This window comes from Clostridioides sp. ZZV14-6387 (assembly GCF_020657835.1).
GTDB classification, from domain to species: Bacteria; Bacillota; Clostridia; order Peptostreptococcales; family Peptostreptococcaceae; genus Clostridioides; species Clostridioides difficile_A.
Window position 1 is genome coordinate 41,669 of the sequence record NZ_JAGWCW010000018.1, and the last position, 26,323, is coordinate 67,991.

26 protein-coding genes are annotated in these 26,323 nt (G+C 29.9%); 24 read left to right on the forward strand and 2 right to left on the reverse strand.

Annotated elements, in window-relative coordinates:
- The first annotated feature begins 4 nt into the window (after positions 1–4).
- Positions 5–2,104, forward strand: coding sequence for an EAL domain-containing protein (locus tag KGF38_RS12600; RefSeq protein ID WP_054277829.1), 2,100 nt, complete (start codon positions 5–7; stop codon positions 2,102–2,104).
- Between the two features lie 67 nt (positions 2,105–2,171).
- Positions 2,172–2,651, forward strand: coding sequence for a 23S rRNA (pseudouridine(1915)-N(3))-methyltransferase RlmH (gene rlmH, locus KGF38_RS12605; protein ID WP_054272067.1), 480 nt, complete (start codon positions 2,172–2,174; stop codon positions 2,649–2,651).
- A 65-nt stretch (positions 2,652–2,716) separates the two neighbouring features.
- On the opposite strand, the gene dpaL is transcribed toward rlmH, so the two are convergent.
- On the reverse strand, positions 2,717–3,934 hold the full coding sequence (dpaL, locus tag KGF38_RS12610; RefSeq protein WP_413926755.1) for a diaminopropionate ammonia-lyase: 1,218 nt from the start codon (positions 3,932–3,934) through the stop codon (positions 2,717–2,719).
- Positions 3,935–4,102: 168 nt separating this feature from the next.
- On the opposite strand from dpaL, the gene KGF38_RS12615 reads away from it, so the two are divergent.
- From KGF38_RS12615 to KGF38_RS12665, 10 genes are all read left to right on the forward strand, one after another.
- On the forward strand, positions 4,103–4,996 hold the full coding sequence (locus tag KGF38_RS12615) for an AraC family transcriptional regulator (RefSeq protein ID WP_074179473.1): 894 nt from the start codon (positions 4,103–4,105) through the stop codon (positions 4,994–4,996).
- A 306-nt stretch (positions 4,997–5,302) separates the two neighbouring features.
- Entirely contained in the window at positions 5,303–5,614 is a 312-nt protein-coding gene (locus KGF38_RS12620; RefSeq protein WP_223153267.1) for a PTS sugar transporter subunit IIB, read from the forward strand.
- Positions 5,615–5,661: 47 nt separating this feature from the next.
- Positions 5,662–5,979 carry a PTS lactose/cellobiose transporter subunit IIA gene (locus tag KGF38_RS12625; protein WP_223153268.1) on the forward strand — a complete coding sequence of 106 codons (318 nt, stop codon included), beginning with the start codon at positions 5,662–5,664 and terminating at the stop codon, positions 5,977–5,979.
- Between the two features lie 153 nt (positions 5,980–6,132).
- Entirely contained in the window at positions 6,133–6,834 is a 702-nt protein-coding gene (locus KGF38_RS20520) for a GntR family transcriptional regulator (protein WP_074179475.1), read from the forward strand.
- A gap of 222 nt (positions 6,835–7,056) precedes the next feature.
- Positions 7,057–8,358: a PTS sugar transporter subunit IIC gene (locus tag KGF38_RS12640; protein WP_227832426.1), complete on the forward strand. Its 1,302-nt coding sequence runs from the start codon at positions 7,057–7,059 to the stop codon at positions 8,356–8,358.
- A 122-nt stretch (positions 8,359–8,480) separates the two neighbouring features.
- On the forward strand, positions 8,481–9,575 hold the full coding sequence (locus tag KGF38_RS12645) for a MupG family TIM beta-alpha barrel fold protein (protein ID WP_227832427.1): 1,095 nt from the start codon (positions 8,481–8,483) through the stop codon (positions 9,573–9,575).
- Between the two features lies 1 nt (position 9,576).
- Positions 9,577–10,689: an amidohydrolase/deacetylase family metallohydrolase gene (locus KGF38_RS12650; protein WP_227832430.1), complete on the forward strand. Its 1,113-nt coding sequence runs from the start codon at positions 9,577–9,579 to the stop codon at positions 10,687–10,689.
- The gene (locus KGF38_RS12655; RefSeq protein WP_227832432.1) at positions 10,683–11,837 is read left to right on the forward strand and encodes a DgaE family pyridoxal phosphate-dependent ammonia lyase; all 1,155 of its coding nucleotides are present in this window, start codon (positions 10,683–10,685) and stop codon (positions 11,835–11,837) included. Before KGF38_RS12650 ends, KGF38_RS12655 begins: the two co-directional genes overlap by 7 nt.
- Positions 11,838–11,896: 59 nt before the next feature.
- Positions 11,897–12,637 (forward strand): 2-dehydro-3-deoxy-phosphogluconate aldolase, encoded by a 741-nt coding sequence (gene dagF, locus KGF38_RS12660; RefSeq protein WP_227832433.1) that lies wholly within the window; start codon positions 11,897–11,899, stop codon positions 12,635–12,637.
- 4 nt (positions 12,638–12,641) lie between these two features.
- Positions 12,642–13,634 (forward strand): sugar kinase, encoded by a 993-nt coding sequence (locus KGF38_RS12665; protein WP_074179480.1) that lies wholly within the window; start codon positions 12,642–12,644, stop codon positions 13,632–13,634.
- A gap of 116 nt (positions 13,635–13,750) precedes the next feature.
- Here the strand turns inward: KGF38_RS12665 and KGF38_RS12670 are convergent, their stop codons facing one another.
- The gene (locus KGF38_RS12670) at positions 13,751–14,632 is read right to left on the reverse strand and encodes a LysR family transcriptional regulator (protein ID WP_074179481.1); all 882 of its coding nucleotides are present in this window, start codon (positions 14,630–14,632) and stop codon (positions 13,751–13,753) included.
- Positions 14,633–14,904: 272 nt separating this feature from the next.
- On the opposite strand from KGF38_RS12670, the gene KGF38_RS12675 reads away from it, so the two are divergent.
- The 12 genes from KGF38_RS12675 (at position 14,905) to KGF38_RS12730 (ending at position 26,217) form a co-directional block, all read left to right on the forward strand.
- Complete coding sequence (locus tag KGF38_RS12675) at positions 14,905–16,293, forward strand: LVIVD repeat-containing protein (protein WP_074179482.1); 1,389 nt, start codon at positions 14,905–14,907, stop codon at positions 16,291–16,293.
- Between the two features lie 26 nt (positions 16,294–16,319).
- On the forward strand, positions 16,320–17,276 hold the full coding sequence (locus KGF38_RS12680) for a flavodoxin family protein (protein WP_074179483.1): 957 nt from the start codon (positions 16,320–16,322) through the stop codon (positions 17,274–17,276).
- Between the two features lie 48 nt (positions 17,277–17,324).
- On the forward strand, positions 17,325–17,534 hold the full coding sequence (locus tag KGF38_RS12685; RefSeq protein WP_054272061.1) for a hypothetical protein: 210 nt from the start codon (positions 17,325–17,327) through the stop codon (positions 17,532–17,534).
- Complete coding sequence (locus KGF38_RS12690) at positions 17,527–18,039, forward strand: DUF1097 domain-containing protein (protein ID WP_074179484.1); 513 nt, start codon at positions 17,527–17,529, stop codon at positions 18,037–18,039. Before KGF38_RS12685 ends, KGF38_RS12690 begins: the two co-directional genes overlap by 8 nt.
- A gap of 31 nt (positions 18,040–18,070) precedes the next feature.
- Positions 18,071–18,925 (forward strand): acetyl-CoA hydrolase, encoded by an 855-nt coding sequence (locus KGF38_RS12695; protein WP_074179485.1) that lies wholly within the window; start codon positions 18,071–18,073, stop codon positions 18,923–18,925.
- A 273-nt stretch (positions 18,926–19,198) separates the two neighbouring features.
- Complete coding sequence (locus tag KGF38_RS12700; protein ID WP_074179486.1) at positions 19,199–19,726, forward strand: cysteine hydrolase family protein; 528 nt, start codon at positions 19,199–19,201, stop codon at positions 19,724–19,726.
- 480 nt (positions 19,727–20,206) lie between these two features.
- Positions 20,207–22,294 carry a BglG family transcription antiterminator gene (locus tag KGF38_RS12705; RefSeq protein ID WP_074179487.1) on the forward strand — a complete coding sequence of 696 codons (2,088 nt, stop codon included), beginning with the start codon at positions 20,207–20,209 and terminating at the stop codon, positions 22,292–22,294.
- Between the two features lie 14 nt (positions 22,295–22,308).
- Positions 22,309–22,596 (forward strand): PTS sugar transporter subunit IIB, encoded by a 288-nt coding sequence (locus tag KGF38_RS12710; protein ID WP_054272057.1) that lies wholly within the window; start codon positions 22,309–22,311, stop codon positions 22,594–22,596.
- Between the two features lie 26 nt (positions 22,597–22,622).
- Positions 22,623–23,894 (forward strand): PTS ascorbate transporter subunit IIC, encoded by a 1,272-nt coding sequence (locus KGF38_RS12715; protein ID WP_054272056.1) that lies wholly within the window; start codon positions 22,623–22,625, stop codon positions 23,892–23,894.
- Positions 23,895–23,958: 64 nt separating this feature from the next.
- Positions 23,959–24,558, forward strand: coding sequence for an SIS domain-containing protein (locus KGF38_RS12720; RefSeq protein ID WP_054272055.1), 600 nt, complete (start codon positions 23,959–23,961; stop codon positions 24,556–24,558).
- 4 nt (positions 24,559–24,562) lie between these two features.
- Complete coding sequence (gene dapA, locus KGF38_RS12725; protein ID WP_074179504.1) at positions 24,563–25,459, forward strand: 4-hydroxy-tetrahydrodipicolinate synthase; 897 nt, start codon at positions 24,563–24,565, stop codon at positions 25,457–25,459.
- A 125-nt stretch (positions 25,460–25,584) separates the two neighbouring features.
- Positions 25,585–26,217 carry a ketohydroxyglutarate aldolase gene (locus KGF38_RS12730; protein ID WP_074179488.1) on the forward strand — a complete coding sequence of 211 codons (633 nt, stop codon included), beginning with the start codon at positions 25,585–25,587 and terminating at the stop codon, positions 26,215–26,217.
- Positions 26,218–26,323: the final 106 nt, after the last annotated feature.

A 26,323-nucleotide genomic window follows, 5' to 3' on the forward strand; every position in this document is an offset into this window, starting at 1 on the left:
AACTTTGCTAAAAAGAAATTTCGAAAATGTTGAAGATAATAAAATTTTATATTCTATAAAGCAAGGAATGATTTTAGCCATACCTGCTATTATGACTGGCTCAACTGCTCTTGTCATTTTAAATCTTCCAATAAGGGCGTATCAAGAATGTTTATCAAATTTATTTAATGGAGAAATCACAAAGATTCTTAACTTTATAAATGGCTCTACTTTAGGAATAATTTCATTAATAATATTATTAACAATAAGTTATAGTTATGGGAAAATATATGGGAGCAAGTATACAGTACTTGTTCCTATAGTTGCAATGTGCTCTTTTTTAGTGTTTTCAAGTGGCAATGAACTTAATTATATAGAAGTATTTAACACAAAGTGGCTATTTACGGCTATTATTGTCGCTATGACATCATCTGTATTGTTTGTAAAACTTACAGAATCTTTTGTCACAAGTGTAAAGTTTCATACAGAGGGAGCAGATGCAGACTTTAATATGGTAGTCTCAGCTATAGTTCCATTTATAATTGTAGTATTTTTATTTTCTATTTTTAGAGTAATAATGATAAGTTTAATTGGTAGTTCAAACTTTCAAGATATATTTTACGATTTATTTTCAAATGTATTTAGCAAAATGGGAAGAAATCTCATGAGTGCCTTATTATTTATTTTCTTGATGCATTTTATGTGGTTTTTTGGAATTCATGGGAGTAATGTTCTAGATACAGTTGCAAAAAGTTTATTTGAAAATAGTATGGCAATTAATATCAATTTAGTTAATAATAATCAATTGCCAACAGAAATCTTTACTAAGACTTTTTTTGATACAATGGTCTTGTTGGGTGGATGCGGTTCTTTGCTATGTCTAGTAATTGCGATTTTTCTTAGTGAAAAACGTATAAATGTAAGAAAGCTAGCCAAAATTGCTTCCATACCAGCTCTTTTTAATATAAATGAGATGTTAGTTTTCGGAATACCAATTGTTTTTAACCATATTATGTTTGTACCTTTTGTAATTACGCCTATAATCTTGACTATTACAAGTTATATAGCTATGTCTATAGGGTTTGTTCCATGTACAGTTTCTCCTGTAGAATGGACATCGCCTATATTTTTAAGTGGTTATATGGCTACAGGCTCTATAAGAGGAAGTATGTTACAATTGTTTAATCTATGTATCGGGGTTATGATTTATATACCATTTATAAAGATGTCGCAAAATAGATATACATATATGTTTAAAAATAATATAGAAAATTTAACAAATTTAGTAAAAAGGTATGAGTTAACAGGTGAACAGCCAAATCTTTTAAATTACAGTGGTAAAATAGGGTCAATTTCAAAAATGTTAGCTTCAGATTTAAAGTTCGCCATGAAAAGAGGAGAGATAGAACTTTTTTATCAACCTCAAGTCAATTATAATGGAAGTGTTGTAGGAGCAGAAGGATTACTTAGATGGAAACATTCAATAGGAGGATTCATTTATCCACCATTAGTTATAATTTTGGCTAAAGAAGAAGGGTTCTTAGATGAGCTTGGAGAGTATATTATTGATAAAGCATGTATTGACTTAAAGAAGAGTGAGAAGTTATTGAGAAATCCTGTTAAATTCTCTGTAAATATATCTCCAGACCAACTTGATGACCCTAAATTACCAGAGCAAATAAAAAATATCATTAATAGGAATGATATAAATCCTAATATGTTAGGTATAGAAATTACAGAACAGGTTGCATTATCAGGTTCGCAAATAATTATAGAACGTATCAATGCGATACATAACTTGGGAATAAAGCTAATTATGGATGATTTTGGTATGGGTCATAGCTCACTCATATATCTTCAAAATAATAATTTTGATATAGTTAAATTGGATGGTTCGTTAGTTAAAGAGATACTTACAAATAAAAGAAGTAGTGAAATTATAATGTCTATTGTAAATCTTTCAAAAAATTTGGAGTTTGACATAGTTGTTGAATATGTTGAAAATTTGAGTCAAAGAGATAAGCTATATGGATTAGGATGTGAGATATATCAAGGATATTATTATAGCAAAGCTGTAACTTTTGAAGAGTTTATAGAGTATGCAAATCAAGAAAGAGTGAGATAATTTTATAAGAGTTTATAGATTATATTAGGATATAAATGTGTAGCAAAATTAAGTTTAGGAGAAACATATGAATATAAGTATAGTTGTGGTAGGTAAAATTAAAGAGAAATATTTAAAATTAGGTATTGATGAGTTTAAAAAAAGACTTTCTAAGTACTGTAAGTTGGAAATTATAGAGTTGGACGATGAGAAAGCTCCAGAAAATTTGAGTGCTAAGGAAATGGAAATTATAAAAGATAAAGAAGGTAAGAAAATTTTAGGGAAGATAAAGCACAATAGTTATGTTATAGCTTTAGCCATTGATGGAAAGAATTTGTCTTCTGAGGAGCTTGCTAAGACCATGAGTGATTTAGCAGTTAGAGGTAATAGTAGTCTCTGTTTTATAATTGGAGGTTCTCTAGGGCTTTCTGATGAAGTCCTAGGAAGAGCTGATTATAGGTTATCTTTTTCTAGGATGACTTTTCCTCATCAGATGATGAGGTTGATATTGTTGGAGCAGATTTATAGAGCATATAGGATAAATAATGGGGAACCGTATCACAAGTAAGTGATATAACAGAATAAATAGAGTAAGGTAGATAAGGTAATGAATACCTAATCTACCTTACTTTATTAAATTGACGTATAAGCGCCATCCCACACTATTCTTTTATAATTTTCAGGATCAGTATCACCCTCTGTACTTATAACAAGTATTTTTGAATCTTTATTTATGTTTAGCTTATCAGCTATTTCTTTTAATCCATCTTCCTCTAAAATCAAACTTAAAATCCCTAAACCTACCGCACCAGATTCTCCAGATACAACCTTAGGGTCTCCCTTTAGTGGATTAGCAAGTATTCTCATTGCTCTTGCAGCTACATAATCAGGGCAAGAAATATACATATCAGAATAATCTCTTAAAATATTCCAACCTATAGTGTTAGGTTCACCACAATTAAGCCCTGCCATTATAGTTTCCATAAAACCTGTAATAGCATGTGGTTTTTGGTCATTTATTTCTGCTGATTTAAATATACATGCTGCTTCATTTGGTTCAACTATAGTAGTTATTGGTCTATTATTGCCAAATACATATTCTAGATATCCTTGTACAGTTCCAGCAAAAGAGCCAACCCCTGCCTGAAGGAATACATGAGTGGGGATTCCATTATCTAAAGAATTTATTTGCTCTATAGCTTCATCGATAAGAGTAACATATCCTTGCATAATCCAAGTTGGAATTTCTTCATAACCATCCCAAGCAGTATCTTGTATTATAACACCATTATTTTCATCAGCATATTTAGTAGCTAATCTTACTGCATCATCATAATTTAAGTCTGTTATAGATGCTTCTGCACCTTCTTTTCTAATATTATTTAATCTTATCTCAGAAGACCCTTTTGGCATAAATACTACTGATTTTTGTCCAATTTGATTTGCAAACCAAGCAATCCCTCTTCCATGATTTCCATCAGTGGCTGTTACAAAAGTTAAGTCTCCAAGCTTTTCTTTTATATTTTTACTATTTAGCATTTCAAAAGAAAGATTAGAAATATCCATATTTAATTTTTTTGCTATATATTTTCCAACCGCATATGAACCACCAAGACTTTTAAATGCATTAAGTCCAAATCTATATGACTCATCTTTTAGCCAGATATTACTAATACCTAATTCATTAGCTAATTCACTTAAACTGTGAAGAGGAGTTACTTTATACTCTGAAAAGCTTTTATGGAAGTTTCTAATTTTTTCTATTTGTTCTTTGTTAATAAAGTCTACACTTACTTTAGATTTGTGTAAATTTCTTGCATTTTCATTTTGTATATATTTGATATCTTTTATATTTCTCATAGTTTTTATCTCCTAAAATTATTTATTATTTATTTCTTAATTATAATTATATTGACTAATTAGCAAAAAATATATAATAATATAGGCAATAAATATCGTTATATTATCAAGTTGTGTATGATTAAAAAAAATCGAAATTAGCAAAAGGAGACTAGATTTATGAAGGATAATATTGTTACTAATAAAAATAAAAAAGAAGTAACACAACAAGGTTCATTTGAATTTCCAATTACAGTCTATAAGACTAAAATAAGTGAAAATATTTTGGGGTATATTGATTGGCACTGGCATGAAGAGTTACAATTTTGTATTGTAACAAAAGGTAATATTAATTTTAATGTTGATGGAGATTCAATAATTTTATCTGAAGGAGAAGGGATATTCATAAATGCAAGGCAATTGCATCAGGCAAAAAATTATAAAGGAAGTGATTGCTCTTATATAAGTGTAGTTTTTAATTCAGACTTTATATCTAGCTTTGCAGGAAGTCTCATAAATATAAAATATATACAACCTTATATAGATAATTCTAGAATTAATTATTGTATTTTGAAAAATGATATTGACTGGAAATCGGTTATACTAAACAATATCTTTAAAATTTATGAAGAGTATAATAAAAAGGAAATGGGATTTGAATTACATATATTTATATTATTAATAGAAGTATGGAATATTTTAATAAAATCTTATTTTGTATCATTTCCTAATGATAATGCTAGAAATAATAGTTTGCATATAAGAAATATAATTGGCTATATATGTGACCATTATATGGAGAAAATCGAACTTAATGATTTAGCAAAAGAAGTTAATTTATCTAAAAGTACTTGTTGTCGTGAATTTAAAAAATATATGAATTGCACTATTTTTGAATATATTATTAATTACCGCTTGGTAGCTAGCTCAAATTTATTAATTTCAACTAATGATTCGATTTCAGATATAGCTTATCAGTGTGGATTTGGTAGTACTAGTTATTTTATTGAAAAATTTAAAATGAAAACAGGAGTATCGCCGTCTATTTATAGAAGACAAAAGACAAGTTTTTAATAAGATATTATTTTTAATAGTTACAATTGGATATACTGGGTTATTGAGTATTTTATACTTTGGCTTAAGGAAATTAAATTCAATTATTAATCACTTATAGTTAAGGAATAAAAACCTGCTTTGTAGAGTAAGGTACAGGGAATCATATTACAAGCAAGTGATACAGTTTTTATCTGTTTAGCAACTAATAATATTAAAATAATAAAAAAGTGTTGAAAGTATATTATATTTAATGTAGAATTAAACATAATATTATAACATTATAATATTTAAAAAGGTTATTAATAAAAATTTGGAGGGGAATATATGATAAAAATAATGTTGGCTTGTTCAGCGGGAATGTCTACAAGTTTATTAGTTAATAAAATGGAAAGTGTAGCTAAAGAAAACGGTATAGAGTCACAAATTTGGGCAATACCAGAATCAACTATACAAAATGAAATAGAAAAATGTGATGTTTTATTATTAGGTCCACAAGTTAGATACATATTATTTAAAGCTCAGGAAATAGCTAAGCCATATAATGTACCAGTAGAGGTTATAAATATGATGCACTATGGGACAGTTGACGGAAAAGCTGTTCTAAATAGAGCAATAGAACTTAACAATGCGAAGTAATAGAAAATATAATTTACTTTTAATATATAAATTGGGAGAATCAAAGGATGGACGAAAAAATTATAGAGATTTCTTTTGGTATAATAGGTTATGCAGGTGAAGGTAAAGGATTAGCTTTTGAGGCAATACAAGAAGCTAAAAATGGAAATATAGAAAAAGCAAAAGAATTGTTAAAAGAGTCTAAGGAAGTTATAAATAAGGCACATAGATATCAAACAGAATTAATACAAAATGAAGCTAGTGGAAACAAGACAGAAATGAGTGTCATACTCGTACATGCACAAGACCACTTAATGAATGCTATGAATTTTCAACAGTTAGCTGAGGAAATCGTTGATTTACATTTGAAGCTACAAGATAAATAAAAATTAAAGAGAATAAATTGAGAGAGTGCTTGAAGTATACATTAAGTTTATTTTAAGTACTCTTTTATATTAAGTTTAAAGTTAATGTATATTACTATTAAAGTATAAGATTATATGTTATAATATTATAACATATAATCTAAGAGGTGAATCATGTTAAGAAATCAACCATTATATATACAAGTTGTAGAGATATTAAAGCAAAAAATACTGAATAATGAATATAAAATTGATGAAAATATCCCAACAGAAAGAGAGTTGGAGCAAGAGTTTGGAGTTAGTAAAATTACTATTAGAAAAGCTATTGAGATATTAGAATCAGAAGGGTATGTAGAGAAAAAGAGTGGAAAAGGTACAAAAGTAATAAGTAATAGTCTTTTTAATAAGTTATCTAAGGCCGATTCTTTTTCAAGTATACTTCTATCTAAAGGGCATAAGTTATCTAAAGAGACTATTTCAATTGAAAAAATTACAAATGATGTAAACTCACAAGAATTTTGTATATTTGGAGAAAAATGTAGCAAGATTACTAGAATGTATTACTTGAATAGTAAACCATATATATATTTTACTCATTATATACCTTTTGATGAAAATCTAACTATTGAAAGCTTTAATAACCACAGTTCTTTATATATGTACTTATATAGACAGAATATAAATATAACTAGATTTGAAGATGAATTTTTTATAGAAGAATCAGAAGTAGAAGTATCAAAAGCTCTAAATATAGATAAAGACAAATTATTAGGACGAAAGAGAAAGACTTATGATGAAAATGATAATATAGTTGAATTATCATTTGCAAGATATAATACAGAAGTACAAAATTATGTAATTAAATATGAAATATAATAAAAATCCTGAGCTTATTAAAGTGATAATATGCTCAGGATTTTTATTGGTTTTATAAAAAAATAATATTATAACATTATAATGTTTACAATTAAACATTATAATGTTATAATATTTTTAAGAAAATAAGTGATATTATCAATTATATAAAAATTAATTTTTGTCATGAAATCGTTATTGCATCATAAATAAAGGGGAATATCACTAATATAGGGGGGAACTATGGAAAAATTCGCAAGTTTTTTAGAGCATAAGGTCATGCCTGTAGCAGCGAAGATAAGTAATCAAAGACATATGAGAGCTGTAAGAGCAGGTATAATAGCAACATTACCACTAACAATAGTAGGGTCATTTTTTACAATATTATTAAACATACCTATTGATGCTTATATGGATTTTATAGCTCCATTCAGAGCAACATTAGATATACCATTTAGATATACTGTAGGATTTTTATCCTTATATGCTACTTTTGGAATAGCATCATCACTTGCTAAAAGCTACAACCTAGATACAACAGGTGTTGGTATGCTCGCAGTTATGGCATTTTTGGTTTCTACAATAGTTCCAACTCAAGTTGTTGAGCCAATAACTGGAGTTATAGAAGCTGGTAGATGGATGGACATGGCAAAACTTAATTCACCATCATTATTTGGAGCAATCGTAACTTCATTAATTACAGTTGAGATATATCGTTTTATGAAGGAAAGAAATATTACAATTAAGATGCCAGCAGGGGTTCCACCAGAGGTTTCAAACTCATTTATTGCATTATTGCCAACAGCAGTAGTGTTAATGTTATTCTGGGTAACAAGACATATGCTAGGATTTGATATAAGTGCAGCACTAAGTTCTATGTTATCACCATTAAAAGGATTCTTATCAGGAAACAGTTTGGGTGGTGGACTTCTAACAGTATTCCTAATAACATTATTCTGGGTACTTGGAATACATGGTCCAGCTATAATGGGTCCAGTAATAAGACCTATATGGGATATGTCTATAGCAGAAAATATAACTGCATTCACAGAAGGAGTCTCAGCTCATGCAATGCCAAATATATTTACAGAACAATTTTTACAATGGTATGTATGGATAGGGGGGGCAGGAGCAACTCTTGCACTAGTTGTAATGTTCATGTTTTCTAAGTCAAAGTACCTAAAAAGTTTAGGTAGATTAGGATTTTTACCAGGGTTATTTAACATAAACGAACCTATAATATTTGGAGCACCAATAGTTATGAATCCAATACTAGGGATACCATTTATAATTGGACCTATGATAATGACAGCTTTGTCGTATGTTCTTACTATTACAGGGATTATACCTATGATGGTAGCAAGATTACCATTTGCAATGCCAGCACCAATAGCAGCAGTAATGAGTACTAACTGGAGTATAATGGCAGGTGTCTTAGTGTTAATTAACTTTGTGATATCATTTGTTGTTTATTATCCATTCTTCAAGGTTTTTGAAAAGCAACAATTACAAAGAGAACAAGAAGAAATGAGTGAAAGTTTATAAAAATACATATAATAGAAGTTTTATAATATAAATATAAAGAACTTATAAATTATTAAAGGTGAAGGTAGTAGGAATTACCTTCACTTTTATTTTACATATTAAAAAGTTTGAGGAGGATAAAGATGGAAAGAAGATTAGGGATATCAGTATATCCAGAACATAGTAATACGGAAGATGATAAAGCATATATAAAAATGGCTTCAAAGTATGGATTTAAAAGAATATTTATGTGTATGCTTTCAATTACAAGACCAAAGGAAGAGGTTAAAAAACATTTTAAAGAGATTATAACCTATGCAAGAGACTTGGGATTTGAAGTAATCCTTGATATAGCTCCAAATATATTTGATATATTAGAAATATCTTACGATGATTTAACATTCTTCAATGAGTTAAATGCTAGTGGAATAAGACTTGACTATGGATATGATGGAAGTAAAGAAGCCATGATTTCTTTTAATCCATATGATTTAAAAGTAGAGCTAAATATGAGTAATGATGTAGCATACTTAGATAATATAATTACATACAAGCCAAATGTAAATAATATATATGGTTGTCATAATTTTTACCCTCAAAGGGGTACAGGTTTATCATATGATTTCTTTGTAAGATGTTCAAATAGATTTAAAAAGTATGGAATAAGAACTTCTGCTTTTGTTAATTCAAAACACGCAACAATAGGACCTTGGGATATAAATGATGGATTGTGCACACTTGAAATGCATAGAAATTTAGATATATCTACAGTGACTAAGCACTTATTTGCAACTGGTTTGATTGATGATGTGATTGTAGGAAATGCATATGCAAGTGAAGATGAACTAAAAAGAATGTCTGAAGTAAATAAATATCAAATTGTATTTAATGTAGTAGCTGAGGAGCAAATTTCTGAACTAGAAAAGAGAATAATGATAAAAGAGCAACACTTTAGAAGAGGAGACATAACTAGCCAGGTGGCCAGGTCTACAGAGGTAAGAAAAAAATATGCTAAAGAACATTTCCCTAAACATGATAACAGTACTGTTTTTAAAAGAGGAGACGTAGTGATTGGTAATGATGACTTTGGAAAGTATAAAGGAGAATTACAATTGATACTTCAAGACTGTGAAGATGAAAGAAAAAATAGGGTTGGTAGAATAAAGGAAGATGAAATAATGCTTTTAGACTTTATTGAACCTTGGAGCAAATTTAAGATTATTTTAGAGGGAGAGTAAAGTGAAGATAGACATATTAATCAAAGGTGGAAAAACAGTAGATAAACATATAATTGATATAGCTATATTAGAAGGTAAAATAATAGAGGTAACAAATAATATAGATGATTCTAAGTATCAAGCAAGCCAAATCATAGAACTGTATGGAGAGACATTTATTAGTGCAGGATGGATAGATATACATACACACTGCTATGAAAGGTTAGAGATTTATAAGGATTATCCTGATGAGGTTGGAGTAAAAAGTGGAGTTACCACTGTGGTAGATACAGGGACAACAGGTGCTTTAGATATAGAAAAATTTTATGAGGATACTAAAAAGTACAAAACAAATGTGTATGCTTTGATAAATATTGCAAAGCAGGGAATAACATCTCAAGATGAACTTTCAAATATGATGAGCATAGATGAGGAGGCGCTTAAATATGCAGTTAAAAAATACAAAGATTTTATTGTTGGAATCAAAGCTAGAATGAGTAAAAGTGTTGTAATTTCAAATGGCATTGAACCTTTGAAGTTAGCTAAAAGAGTTAAAAAAGAACTTAATCTACCTATGATGGTTCACTTTGGCAGCTCTCCTCCAACTATAGAGGATATATTAGGATATATGGAAAAAGGTGATATATTAACTCATATATATAACGGAAAACCAAATGGAATATTGAAAGGTAATAAACTTAAAGGGGAAATTATAGAAGCTAGGAAAAGAGGTATAATCCTTGATGTAGGTCATGGAACAGAAAGTTTTAGTATGGATGTTGCAATGAAAGCTAAGGATGCAGGACTTTTTCCAGATACCATAAGTACAGATATATATATTAAAAATAGAATAAATGGTCCAGTATATAGTTTATCTACAACAATGGAAAAGTTTATATATATGGGTTACTCACTTGAAGATATAATAAATAAGGTTACTAAAAATGCAGCAAATGCAATAAATTTGAAAAATAAAGGTTTAATAAAAAAAGGATATGATGCTGATTTAACTATATTTGATATAGTGAATGAAGAAAAAGAGCTTCAAGATTCTTTGAATAATTCAGTAATCACAAATACGTCCATAAAGCCAAGGGCTGTAGTAATAAATGGAGAGTATTTGAATATATGTTAGTTCATAAAATAGAAAGTATAGATGGGAGAGCTGATTGTATGAGTAGTATATTTGAAAAGTACTCTGTAAGACGTGTTATAAATGCTTCAGGTAAGATGACTATACTAGGGGTGTCAACATTAGATAAGGAAGTTATTGAAGCAATAGGTCAAGGGTGTGAAAATTTCTTCATAGTAGAAGAGCTTGTAAATAAAACTGATGAATATATATCGAGTTTATTAGGGTGTGAAAGTGCAGTAATAGTTTCTAGTGCATCTGCTGGAATTGCACAGAGTGTAGGTGCAATAATAGCAAAGGATGATATAAATTTAATTTACAATATAAATAACCCTAATAAACAAATTAAAAGAGAAATAATAATTCCCAAAGGGCACAATGTTGACTATGGAGTTCCAGTAGAAACAATGATAAGACTTGGTGGTGGAGAAGTTGTTGAGGCTGGTTATAGTAATATGTGCAGTAAGGAACATATAATAAGAGAGATAAATGACAATACAGCAGCAATTATGTATATTAAATCTCATCATTGTGTTCAAAAGAGTATGCTAAGTGTATTAGATGCAGTGCAAGTTTCCAAAGAATACAACCTACCTTTAATAGTAGATGCAGCAGCAGAGGAAGATTTAAAAGTATACTATGAATTAGGAGCAGATTTAGTTATATACAGTGGTGCAAAGGCTATAGAGGGTCCTAGTTCAGGGTTAGTAATAGGTAGAAAAAAATACATAGATAATGTAAAGCTTCAATCAAAGGGTATTGGAAGAGCTATGAAAATAGGAAAAGAAAGTATAATAGGTTTAACATGTGCAATTGAGAGATATGTTAATAGTGCTAAAGTAACTTTAAAAGAAATGGAGGATAAGTTAAATCCATTTATAGATAAGATAAATACTTTAAAAGGAGCTAGTGCGAATATAACTAGAGACTCAGCAGGGAGAGAAATATTACGTGGAGAGATTAATTTTAATGAAGATATAATAAATAAATCAACACAACAAATTATAAACGAACTTAGAGGTGGAAAGATAGCTATATACACTCGAGATTATAAGTCTAATGAAGGCAATATAGAGGTTGATATAAGAAGCGTGAGTGAAGATGATTTAGATATTATTTATAATAGAATAAAAGAGATAATAGAAAAATAGAAAATAAGATAAATAAAATTATAAAGATTTATTAAATTTTACTAACGGGGGTAAGTGATATGAATTGTACGCCAAAATATTATGAAGATAGAGTTTGTTTAAATGTTCTTGCAGGAAGTATAAAAAACGCCAAAGAAATATATGATGCTTGTGATGGGCATGTATTAGTAGGAATATTATCGAAGAATTATAGTACTGTAGAAGCAGCTATTGAAGATATGAAAAAATACTCAAAGGAAATAGATAATGCAGTATCTGTAGGTCTTGGAGCTGGAGATCCAAATCAGTCAAATATGGTATCTCAAATTTCTAAAGAACTTCAACCACAACATATAAATCAAGTATTTACAGGTGTAGCTACATCTAGAGCATTACTTGGTCAAAACGATAGTATAATAAATGGATTAGTTTCTCCAACTGGTAAACCAGGATTTGTAAAGATATCTACAGGTCCATTAAGTTCAAAAGAGGAAGATGGTATAGTTCCTATAGAAACAGCCATAGCTATGATGAAGGATATGGGAGGAAGTTCAGTTAAGTTTTTCCCAATGAGAGGGCTTAAAACAAAAGATGAATATATAGAAGTTGTAAAAGCTTGTGCAGAACATAATTTTTATCTAGAGCCAACAGGAGGCATAGATTTAGATAACTTTAAAGAGATAGTTCAAATTGCACTTGATAATGGTGTAGAAAAGGTCATACCTCATGTTTATACATCAATAATCGATAAAGTAACAGGTGATACAAAAGTAGAAGATATAAAAACACTTTATAAAATAATGAAAGAATTATTGGGATAGATTTATGAATATATTAGCCTTTGGTGAAATAATGATGAGACTTTCAGTACCTGATTATAAATTTTTAACACAAACTGACCAACTAAATTATGTAATTACAGGTACAGGGTTAAATATATTATCTGGACTTAAAAACTTTGGATATAATACCTATATGTTAACAAAGTTACCTAATAACAATGTAGGTAAAGCATCAAGTGCAAACATAAGAAAGCTTGGAGTAAAAGATGACTTTATTACATATGGAGGAAATCATATGGGGGTATACTTTCTTGAGAATGGATATGGGGAAAGACCTTCAGAAGTGACTTACTTAAATAGGTTAAATAGTTCATTTTGCGAGAGTAGGATACAAGACTATGATATTGATAAATGTTTAGAAGGAATTGATGTGGTTCATATTTGTGGTATTGCTATGCAACTTACAGATTCAGTTAAACATATTGCTTTACAACTAGCTAAAGAATCTTACGAAAAGGGAATAAAAGTATTCTTTGATTTTAATTTTAGACAATCACTAAATCCAGATAAGACTTATGATGATTTAGTAAATGATTATAAAAAAATACTGCCATATTGTCACGGGTTATTTGCTAGTTATAGAGATATAAATAAAATACTTAATATAGACACTTTAGATATAAAATGGAGTTCAGAATTAATTAGAAAAGAGTATAATATAGAAATTGTAGCTGGAACTATGAGAAGATTTGATAATATGAACAATAGATTTATAAAGGGATACATATCAAATAATGATGGCTATTTTGAAAGTAAGGAATATAAACTAGAAATATACGATAGAGTAGGTGCTGGGGATGGATATGTAGCAGGAATCATATATTCATATTTGGAAAAGATGAGAAATGAAGATATTGTTGAATTTGGAGTTGCTAGTTCAGTGTTAGCCCATACAACTTATGGCGATAGTTCCTTAATAAATACAAATCATGTATTTAGATTGATGAACAATGAGAAATTAGATATATTGAGATAATATTTTTATATCATATTTATAGTGTTCCATTATTGATGTTTTGGTAAACCTAATTAATTAAGTAGAAAATAGCATTAACCATATAAAAGTGGTTAATGCTATTTTTATAATTAATTTTATACTATAGAAATAAATTTTTCTAATGCTGGGTTTGTATTGTTTTTATTCCATACAACTACAACTTCAATTCTATTTTCTACTTCTTTTATAGGTACTATTGCAATACCATGTTCTATCATCGTATCTAGAACACAAAATGAAGGTAAAATGGATATCCCCATATTAGATGCTACTAGTGATTCAATAGTGTTAAGATTATTTGAACGTTGAACTACATTAGGCACAAATCCTGCTTCACGATATCTATTCTGTATCATGGATTTCTGACCATATTCATCTCCTGTTTCTTTTACAAAAATAAATTTCTCATGTTGTAGTTCAATTAAATCAATATAATCCTCATTGCAAAGTGGATGGCAAGGGGGTAAAAGAGCTACCAAGGAATACCTTTCTACAGTTTTATATTCAAAATCTTTTAATGGTTGATTTTCTGGATTAATTACAAATGCAAGGTCCATAAAATTATTTTTTACTAAGTTTAAAAGTTCAGTTATCTCATTAGTACAAATTTCCATAGATATATTAGGGTATATATTAGAAAATTCTTTTAAATATTGTTGAAATTTGTTTTTTTCATATCCTATTAAAATTCCTATACTCAAAGTTCCAAAAAAACCATGTGCAAATTGCTGTGTTTTTGTAATAGCATCATCTATATTTTTTATTATAGTACGTACCTCAGATAAAAAAACTTTTCCAGCAGGTGTTAGTTCAACATGTCGTTTACTTCTTGTAAATAGAGTTACATTTATTTGTTCTTCTAAAGCTTTTATTTGCTGTGTAACAGCAGTTTGGGAAATATAAAATTTTTCTGCTGTTTTGGTAAAACTTAGACTTTCTGCTACAGATATAAAATATTCTAATTGTTTAGTATTCAAATAATCACCCCTATTTAAATTTGATTGTTTGTAAACCTCATTTATATATAATTAAAACTTATTATAGTATAAGAAAATTTACTTTTAAAGGATATTGAAAAATATTTGTATAAAAATATATATTTTAAACATATTTTCACACTAGATTTTATAAATTTATTAATAAGAATAACTTATATATTCCCATGAAAACGATATTGGATTTAAGTAAGTTTATCTCATAAAATGAAAGTATATCAATTGATAATACCTTAAATGAGAAGGGAGAAAAAATGGAAGATAAATTTTATGCAAAAGGTAAAGGAAATAACGGTTATATTAAAAATCTTGAAGTTTGTTCCTTTAATAACTTAGATGGAACTTGTGGAATGTTTCAAATGGCTCTGTACAAAAGAGATGAAAAATACTATTTATATGGATGTTGTTTTGGCGGAAGTAAGAAAAATGGAGTAATGATTAGTGATGTTACAAATCCTTATAGTCCACAATTTATAAAGCATTTTCAAATGTTAGACCCAAAAGAGTATCCTACAACAACAACTCCAAAAATTCAAATAGCAGATGATTTAATGATAGTAGCTATGAGCTGTGGAAGTGGGCCAGGAGCTCTTGTTGACCAAGCTAAATTATCAAGTATTAAGTGTGAAGCAGGAATTAGAATATATAGTTTAAAAGAGGACCCTCTAAATCCTAAGTTTTTAGGATATTGGGATTGTGGATTAAAGCATGTAATGGGTGTTCATAGATTTATGTATAATGGTGGAAGATATGTACACTTATCAAGTGACTGTGTTGGATTTGAAGGAATGATTTATAGAATTATAGATATAATAGACCCAACTAATCCAGTAGAAATAGGTAAGTGGTGGAGACCAGACCAATATGCAGATGGATATCCAAATAGAACATTTGATCCAGGAGCGCCTCATTGTCCAGAATTTATGGATAAAGGATGGCTTCATGGACCTCCATTTGTAAGAAATAAAAAAGCCTATTGTGGTTATGGAGGAGCCGGTTTAGTTGTGTTAGATGTTGAGGATTTAACAAGACCAAGATGTTTGGGCGAATTACCATTTATGCCTGCGTTTTCTAGCAGACTTGCAGGAGCAAGAACGCATACAGCACTACCATTACCAGGAAGGGATTTGGTTGTTGTTCAAAACGAAGGAGAACGTTTTCAGTTTTTTAAACCAGAGAATATTACAGATGTCCAAGCTATGAATAATATACATATGGTTGATGTTAGCAATCCAACAAAACCGACATTAATTGCTCAGTTTCCATATCCTGAAGTACCAAAAGATTTTCCTTATCCTAATTTTAATGTTGCAGGGCTAGGAAAACCAGGACCATTTGGACCACATAACCTTCACGAACCAATGGATAATAAGCCATGGTTAGAGCAAAGAGGAGATAGAGTGTATTGCTGTTATTTCCATGCAGGTTTAAGAGTTTACGATGTATCAGACCCATATTATATCAAAGAATTAGCATATTTTATACCACCAAATCCAAATAAAGCACCAGAAGAGTCTTATTTCCCAGGATTCCCTGGACCACGTTTAGCAGTAACAGAAGATATTATTGTTGATGATAGAGGATACATCATTATAGATGCTCTAGATGATGGGTTCTATATATTAAAAATGAAAGAAGATTAATAAACACTAAAGAGGGAGAGTTAAATATGAAAATATTAGGTATTTCTTTTGGAACGAAAAATGGAAATAATGACACAATGTGTAAAGTAGCACTTAAAGGAGCTCAAGAAGTTGGAGCTGAAGTAGAATTTATTCAAATGTCATCTCTTAATATTAAACATTGCACTGGGTGTTGTGCATGTGTTAAGACTTTATTATCTGGAAAAGGTAGTATGTGTATACTAAAAGATGACTTTGAATGGTTACTTGATAAAATAAAAGACGCAGATGGGATAGTATTCTCAGACCCAATATTCGAAGAAGGAGCATCAGGATTATTTCATACTATAATGGACCGTTTTGGGCCAAGAGTAGACAAGGGAAATAATATTATAGGAACAAAAGTTGCAGAAGCTACGGGGGGAAAAATTCCAGACCCAAGAATACTTAAAGATAAAGTAGTATCATTTATGGGAATAGGTGGTTCAGACTGGGGGACAAGAGTTCAATGTGAACATGCTATGTTAGCCCTAATACCAATGTGGAAAGTGATAGATAATGCTTGGTTTCCATGGGCAAAGGAACTAGTCATGAATGATGAAAAACTTGCTCAAGTTAGTCAAATAGGGATAAATATAGTTGAAGCAGCAAAAGATTTCGAAAAAGCTTCATACCAAGGAGAAGAAGGAGTCTGTCCGCATTGCCATAATAGGCTATTCTACCTTGAACCAGGTACTAAAAAGTCAATATGTGCTCTATGTGGCATAGTTGGAGAATTAGATACAACAAGTGGAAAAACTATATTTAGTTTTCCAAAAGAGCAATTAGGACATGCTCATGACACTTTACCAGGTAAGTTTATACATGGTGATGATATTAAAAGAATGGAAGGTCATTATGCAGAAGTTCGTAAAACAACAGAATTTAAAGAAAGAAAAGTAGCTTATAATTTTATAGAACCATTGATTAAAGAAAAGCAAATTGAAGTTTCATTAGGAGAATAATTGAAATATAAAGGCTCTTTTTAAGGAGTGTTATAGGAGGCCTATTATATGAAAAAGAAATCAAGTTTTAGACAAATTGTATTTGTTAATACAGTAAGAAATATCCCTATAGTCTTTATAAGGTCAGTTGTAGCACTAATAATGCCACTATACTTAATTTATTTTGTAGTATCTACGATTGTAAATCCAGTAGCAACTAGGTTGGTAGAGATAAGGCAATCTAGAGAATATGCTAATTACAATATGGAAAATGGATAGAAAGAAAAAAGAAATATTAACACTGTCCATAGGGATTGCTTTATTACCTCCTTTATGGGCAGTGTTAGCACCTTACATAGGGATAAAGACTGGAGCTGTAGCATTAATTTGTGCAGGATTATATGTAACCAATGGCAATAAACAAAAAGATGGATTAAAAATAATGTTTGGTTTTTGGTGTGGAGATTTGTGGGCAGTATTGGCAATTTTAATTATGGAACATATAAATTTCAATCAAAACCTAGAATTATTTTTAACACTTAGTATATTAGGATTTTTTGCAGTTATAATCGCATCTTTATTTGAAAAAATACTTTTCTTACCATCATGGCTTTGTGGCTGGGCTATAGGTCTAACTATTATGACAGGTGAAAATATTATTAATTTACAAGATATTTGTATTCAAATTGCTGTAGCTATGGCAGTAGGAGTATGGTACGTGGGTGCAGGTGTAGATTTGTTTACAATATATATTTTGAGCAAAGATAGGAAAAAGGGAAATTGAAAGCATGTGAATATACTTTGATTATAGGAGAATGGCTATGGGTTTTGAATTTAAAATAATGAGAAGTTTAATATATGTAGGACTTGCCAAGGAAGAATATAGACCTAAGCTAATGGACTGGTTATATCGTCACCATATTCCAGATAGTATTAGCACTTTTGGACCATATTGTACTAAATATGCCTTTTATCAAGCATATCCTACACCAAATGAAGGTGAGCGTTTTGGTGCACGTAAGATGCAACTAACAGAACATTATTGGCTTGTAGATGAACATATGCCTGAGATGGCAAATAGAATTATGACAGAATATATGCCTATGGATGTTCTACGTTGGCAAGGGTGTATACCAGATGTAGAAAATAAAAGGGTTCATGAAAATGCAGAAAGTGGAGATGCAGGACGTGCAGTAGGTGGAGATAATGGATGTCCACCATTTATATTTGCTTTTGTTCCAATAAACTGGGAAGAAGACTTTAGAGGAAAAGGACGTACTGTACAAGATGGACCAAACTATCGTTGGCAATTTATGATTAAGTATCCAGATGGTATTTCTAAAGAAGAAGGAGAAAAATGGTTTTATGATGAGGTAGTGCCATACTTTACAAACTGTTGCTATGTTAATCGTTTTGTCAGTAGTAAAATAATGATTAATTATGGAGCAACTGCTTTTGACCGTGTATCAGAACTATGGTTTGAAGGGGAAGAAGAATGGTATAAAGCTGTAGTTGAAGATGCAAAATCATTTATTAAAAAACCAGCATGGGCACAAGAAGAGGAGTTTCCATATCTAAAGCCACAATTCAATATCGCATCAGTATTTTTAGGTGATATAGCAACGATGGATGCATATTCACAGTATCGTGGATATATTCCAATGAGATAAAAATTATAAGATATTTATTAAAAAGTGTTTATGGTGTATTTAAAGATTAAGACATTCCTTTTATGATAGAGAGTTGAAATAATAAAACTGCTATCATAAAGGGAATATTTTTATGTCTACAAAATACCAAAAGATTGTGAATACTATGTTTACTCAGGTATGCCTAGATTTAGATTAGTAGAATTTTTACAAAGAAAAACTCAATAATATTGTATTCACTTTTTATGGTAAAATATAAAGAAATTTTAAAATAACATCTAAGGAGGAGTAAATATGATTTTATTGGTAGTTGATACACAAAAACTAATAACAAACGAAAAGTTATATAATTTTAATAGTTTTGTAGCAAATGTAAAAAGCTTAATTGATATAGCTAGAAAAAGTAACATAGAAGTAATATATGTACGCCATGATGATGGGACTGGAAATGAGTTGACTAAGAGTAAAGATGGCTTTGAGATATATGAAAAATTTAAACCATACAATAAAGAAAAAATATTTGATAAAAAAGTAAACAGTGCTTTTAAGGAAACGGGTCTATTAGAATACTTAACAAATAAGGGTGAAAAAGATATAATTGTTGTTGGACTTCAAACAGATTATTGTATTGATGCAACTATAAAATGTGGATTTGAGCATGGTTTTAATATGATAGTTCCAGCTTATTCAAATACAACTGTTGATAATTTATTTATGTCAGCAGAACAATCATATAAATACTACAATGAATTCATATGGAATGGGAGATACGCAGAATGCATTTCACTGGACGAAACACTTAAAAGAATGAAACAAATATAGACTATTTATAATAAAGAAAATTTAACCTACTTGGTTTTAAAATATTAAAGTCATAAGAGGTATAAGTTACTGAATCTTGTATTTAGATAAATTAATTTCAGAAAAATGATACTAGAGTACAAATTAATAAACAAATCTAATGTATTAGAATGGTACAAGTAAAATAAGGCACATCAATTTTATTTTAAATTAATGTGCTTTTTTAGGTGGAACAATTTATTAAAAGTTAATATGATTTTTATTATTTAAATCACTTTTCTTGTGTTTCTTTACTAAAGAAACCTTTTTTATTTATAAAATCTACAATTGTACTACAGTATCTATTTTAGATAAGTATAATTTTTGTCTCAATCTAAAACAAAAGTTATACTTAAATGAAATTGAAAACAATAAAATTCTCCAATAAAATAAATATTGTGGAGGTGATGAAAGAATCCAATGATAATATGAAGACTAATCTTAATAAGAAAGTAGGGATTAATGGTAGTGGACAAAGAAATTGTATCGATTCTCCAGATTTTATTAAATAGCACATTGATTACAACTAATGGATTACAAGAGGAATCTAATTCTTCAAAAAGACAAATTACTTATAGAATAAATAAAATCAATGACATGCTTAAAGTAAAAAAAGTACCACTTATATGTTTAAGAGCTGATAAAGATATTATCGTTAGAAAAGAAACCAAAAAAGCAATTAAAGAAATTCTAGAAAAAAATTATTCTAAGAATACTTATTACTTTAGTAAAGAAGAAAGACTTTTATATATGTACCTAATGCTTTTTATTAATATGGAAGATATCTCAATTAACCATTTTACAAACTCTATAAAAGTGAGCAGGTCTACTGTAAATCTTGATTTTAAAGATTTAATACCAAATCTTGAAAAAAAGGGTATTGAAATCAAGAATAATCGTATAAGTGGCTATTATTTAGTTGGAAATGAGATGGAAATTAGGAGAGTACTTATTAAGAATATTATAGAAACTTTGTCTAATGAGAAAAGTTCAAGAGTATTTGATATTTTTATAGAAGAATATAATCTAGATAAATTTGAAGAAGCCAAAAAGATTATATTAAAGCTTATAAAAAGATATGAAATTAATTTTGTTGAGGATAGATTAATAGAATTTATTTATATATTTATCTTTCTAAAGGCAAGGATGTGTTCAACTAGAATAGTTATTCAAGAAAATATAGATATCCCTAGTATTGCAGTTATGAGTTCAATGAAGGAATATAAATTTGCTAAGGAATTGTTAGAAGTATATGAAAGTGAAGAAAATATAAGACCTCATAATATAATGTATATTAGTGCTTGGATTTTAGGTATATCAGTAGGAAATTATGAAGAAGACACAGAAGATAAGGTTGTAATTTCAGAAATTGTAAATAAAATGATGACAAGATTTGGGTATTTAAGTGGGGTTTATTATATAAGTCAAGAAAAGATATTTAAACAATTATATTCTCATTTTAGACCAGCTTATTACAGACTTTTATTTAAATTACCTATTTATAATCCAATTTGTGAAAAGGTAAAAGAAGAATATAGATTAGTCTATAGAATTGTAAGTAATGCAATGAAAGAATTCTGTGGCTTATTTGGAGAAGAAATTCAAGAAGAGGAGTTAGCATACTTAACAATGCACTTTGCAACTCTTTTCTCAAATAAAAAAGAGTTTGATGATTTTAGAAAAAGAATAGCATTAATAGTTTGTTCAAATGGTGTTGGGAGTTCAGCTATTTTACATGCAGAACTTACAAACTTATTTCCTGACTTACATTTTATACCAATGTCAGAATCGGTTGGATTAGAAAATATCAGTGAACCTGTAGACATTGTATTTACTACTAATTATAACACAGAAGGTTTAAAGACAGATGTGCCAGTGATTAAAGTAAGTCCTGTTATGACCACAAAAGAAAAGTATAAGATTACACGTGAAGTGTACATTCAATTGGGAGATATTTTCTTAAGACAACCTAAAATAGATGAGGTTATGAATATAATAAAAAAATATGCAAAAGTAACTTCTGAAAGTATGCTTTCAAGTGAGTTATTAGCTTATTTTGCACAAATAGAGAATTTTACATCCAAGGAAGGAGAGGGGCCTATGCTAAGTGAGATTACTAGTGAAACACTAATAAAATTAAAGGTAAAAGCTAAGAACTGGGAGGATGCTATTAGACAATCAGCTTCTGCCTTAGTTGAAAACAATAAAGTAACTGAGGGATATGTAGATGCAATGATTGACTCAGCAAAGGTATCTGGGCCATACATAGTAATTACAAAACATGTAGCACTTCCTCATGCTAGACCAGAAGCTGGGTCAAAAGAAATTGCGATAGGTATTGCTACTTTAGATAGCCCTATTGAGTTTGGAAATGATGAAAATGACCCAGTAAAATATGTATTTTGTTTAAGTGCAGTAGATAATAATAGTCATTTACGTGCTATGTCTGAACTGGTTGAATTATTGGAGCAAGATGAATTCTTTAGAGCGTTAGATACTGCTAAAGAAGGCAAAGAAATTATTGATTTTATAAAAAAACACGAATTATAAAGGAGGATTTAATTATGTATAAAATTTTAATCGCATGTAGAGCAGGAGTTGGCTCAAGTTTAATGTTAAAAATAAAGACTCAACAAATCATTAAAGAAAATAACTTTCCAATCGAAGTAGAACATGGTTCATTAGATTCATTAAATGGATTCAATGGAGATGCTGTAGAAACATTAATTGATGTTGCTGAAGAATTAGAAAAGAAAAATTTAAGATTTGATATAATTGGAATTCGTAATATTGTTGACCGCAACGAAATCAAGACAGCGCTAGAAAAATTTCTTGCTTCAAAAGAGGAATAAGTTTAAGAAAATAGGGAGGAATGTTTATGGAGTTTATTATTAGTTTGTTGAGTACACCTGCTGTTTTGCTTGGTGTAGTTGCATGTATAGGACTGATTCTTCAAAAGAAATCAGCAGTGGAAGTATTTACTGGGTCCTCAAAAACACTTATTGGTTTTCTAATATTTGGTATTGGTGCATCTGCTATGACTGGCGCACTTCAGAATTTCAATAAATTGTTCCAGCAGGGGTTTGGAATTACTGGTGTTATAGCTTCACCAGAAGCAGCTACAGCACTTGCACAAAGTACATACGGTTTTGCAGTTTCATGTACATTAATTCTTGGATTCATACTAAATTTAGTATTTGCACGTATTACAAGGTTCAAGAATATTTTCTTTACAACAGGTCATAGTTTATTTTTTTCTTGTGTATTAGTTTTAATTATGAAAGCACATGGATTCGATAATACAATCACTATTTTAATAGGTGGAGTTATTTTAGGATTTATGTCTGCTGCACTACCTCAATTCTGTCAGCCATTTATGCGTGAGTTGACAGGTGGGGATGAACAAGCCATTGGTCACTTCAATATGATTGGTTATGGTTTATCAGGATATATTGGACGTTTATTTTCAAAACATAAAGATGATACAACAGAAACTATAGAATTTCCTAAGTGGTTATCAATATTTAGAGACTTTTTAATGGGTCTATCTATAGTTATGCTAATCTTATTTTATATTGCAACCTTAAAAGCTGGGAAGGCCTTTACTCAAGAAATTGCTGGTTCAACACATTGGTTAGTATTTCCACTTATAGAAGCATTTACATTTGTGGCTGGGATGTCAATACTGATGTCAGGTGTTCGTATGTTCTTAGCTGAAATAACTGCCGCATTTGTAATTATTTCAGAAAAATATATCCCAGGTTCACGTCCTGCACTGGATGTTCCAACAGTCTTCCCATATGCACCAAATGCAGTTATTATTGGATTTATTTCAGCATATGCTGCTGGTCTATTAGCAATTGCTATTATGGCATCATTTCCTAGTATATTCCCTGTAGTAATTATTCCAGCTGCTCATATATGTTTTTTTTCAGGTGGTACAGCTGCAATATTTGGTAATACCTCAGGAGGATGGAGAGGAGCTATTGCAGGGTCATTTGTTGTAGGATTATTACTTGCATTTTTACCAGTGATATTATATCCAGTTTATGGGACTCTTGGTATAGAGGGCGCAACTTTCCCAAACATTGATTATAACGTAGTTGGTTCAATATTACATAATATTTTACAATTTATAAAGCCTATCTAGTCTAAATCAATGATATAAAAGTCATAGGTATGGTTGATATAATTTAAAGGAGGGCAAGTCTATTATGAAAAATACACTATCTGCATTTCTAGACACTCTATCTACTGAAGTATCAGAGTTTATTTCATCAATAGATGAAATATCTATAAATAAAGCATGTGATTTAATTTTTGAAGTTGAAAAGAATCATGGACGTGTACATGTGACTGGCATTGGTAAACCAGGACATGTATCAGGGTATATTTCTTCATTACTTTCATCTACTGGAACACCAGCATATATATTACATGGTACAGAAGCAGTACATGGTTCAAGTGGTCAAGTAGTAGCTGGGGACGTTGTTATTGCAATATCAAATAGTGGAGAGACTCAAGAATTAAAAGCAACTATTGAGACACTAAAAGTAAATGGAGCAAAGATAATTGGTGTAAGTGGTAATACTAATTCATTCTTAAAGGATGTTTCTGATATATTTTTATTTGCAGGTGTTAAACATGAAGGTGATTGTCTTAATAAGGCTCCTCGTGCTTCAATTCTTGCGGAAACTATAGTATTACAGTCATTAAGTGTTGCATTACAATATGCTAAAGGACTTGATGTACAACAGTATTTGAAGTGGCATCCAGGAGGAAGCCTTGGAAAGTCTATTAGAGAGGAAATGTAATTTTATGAAATATAAAGGTATTATATGCGCAATGATAACACCTTTTGATGAAAACCAAAATATAAATCCACAAGCAACATGTGAGTTAATTGACTATCTAATAGATAAGGGAGTTTATGGATTATTTATTTTGGGAACTAATGGTGAATGTCATGTACTAACAGATGATGAAAAGGTTGAATTTGCAAAAATTGTTATCAATCATACTAATAATCGTGTACCTGTTTTTGTTGGGACAGGTGGTAACTCAACCCGTGAAGTTATAACTTTGTCCAAAAGAATGGAAGAAATAGGTGCAAGTGCATTATCAATTATCACTCCATATTTTGTGACACCAACACAACAGGAATTAATTTTACATTATAAGTCTATTGCTGATTCAGTTAATTTGCCTATTATGATGTATAATATGCCAGGTAAGACAGGGATTAATATTGAACCTGACTCAGTGCGTGAATTATCAAAGATAAAGAATATTGTTGGCATTAAGGATAGTAGTGGTAGACTTGACAACATGAAAGCTTATATTGAAGCAACTGAGGGTGAGGATTTTAGTGTATTTTCAGGTTCAGATTCACTTATTCTTGATAGTTTGAAGGCTGGTGGGAAAGGTGCCGTTGCTGCAACAGCAAATTTCCTCACAGAGATTGATATTGCTATTTATGAAAACTTTATGAATGGGGATTTAGAAAAAGCTCAAGAAGCTCAAAATAGTATTGAAGAACTTCGCCGTATTCTAAAGCTTGGAACAATTCCCTCTGTTATAAAAAAAACTGTTGTCTTGAATGGAATTAATGTTGGAACTGCACGACTTCCTGTAACTGAACCAACTGGAGAATCTCTTGAAGAAATTAAGCAAGTGGTCGAAAATTATAGAGAAATGCTTAATAAACATAGTTAGAATAGACAATATAACGAGAAGAATAAGATTTGTATGTGAATAATATATGCTTTATTAAAAGCAATTTAACTTAATGGAGGCTTAATGGAGAAGTAAAATGTTTTGATGAATATAGAGGTGATGATATGAAAAAGATGAATATAACCAAAAGAATGGCAGAATGTGGGGCTCTTGCGATTGTAAGAGAAGAAACACTTAATCGTGCATGTGAAATTGCTGAAGGGTGTATAAAAGGTGGAATAACAAATATAGAAATGAGCTATACTTTAAATAATGCTGGAGAAATAACTCAAGGGCTTAATAAAAAATATGGTGAATCTCTTTGTGTTGGGGCAGGAACCGTTTTGGATAGTGAAACAGCTCGTCATGCTATCTTACATGGAGCTCAATTTATCATTGCACCAAATTATAATGAAGATGTAGCAAAAACTTGTAATAGGTATCAGATTCCTTATGCTCCAGGATGTACATCATTGACTGAGGCAGTAGAGGCTCTGAGTTTAGGAGCAGCTTTTATCAAGGCCTTTCCAATATCAGATTTTTATGGACCTAAGCTAGTAAAGGTATTTAAGACACCAATACCTGATATGCCAATTTTAGCGAGTGGTGGAATTAATCTGGATAATTTACATGTATGGTTGGAAAATGGTGTTGATGTATGCGGTTTTGGTAGTCTATTAACTAAAGGTAATATTGGGGATATTGCTAAAAACGCTAAAAAGATTCGTGAAATAATTAAAAATATAAGAGAAGTTTAATGTTGTGGCTGTATCATAGTAGTTTATAATTATTATGATACAGCTTATTTAGTATTTGTTATATTTTAATCCAAATTATAAATAAAATCAGTAATGCAACTATTAG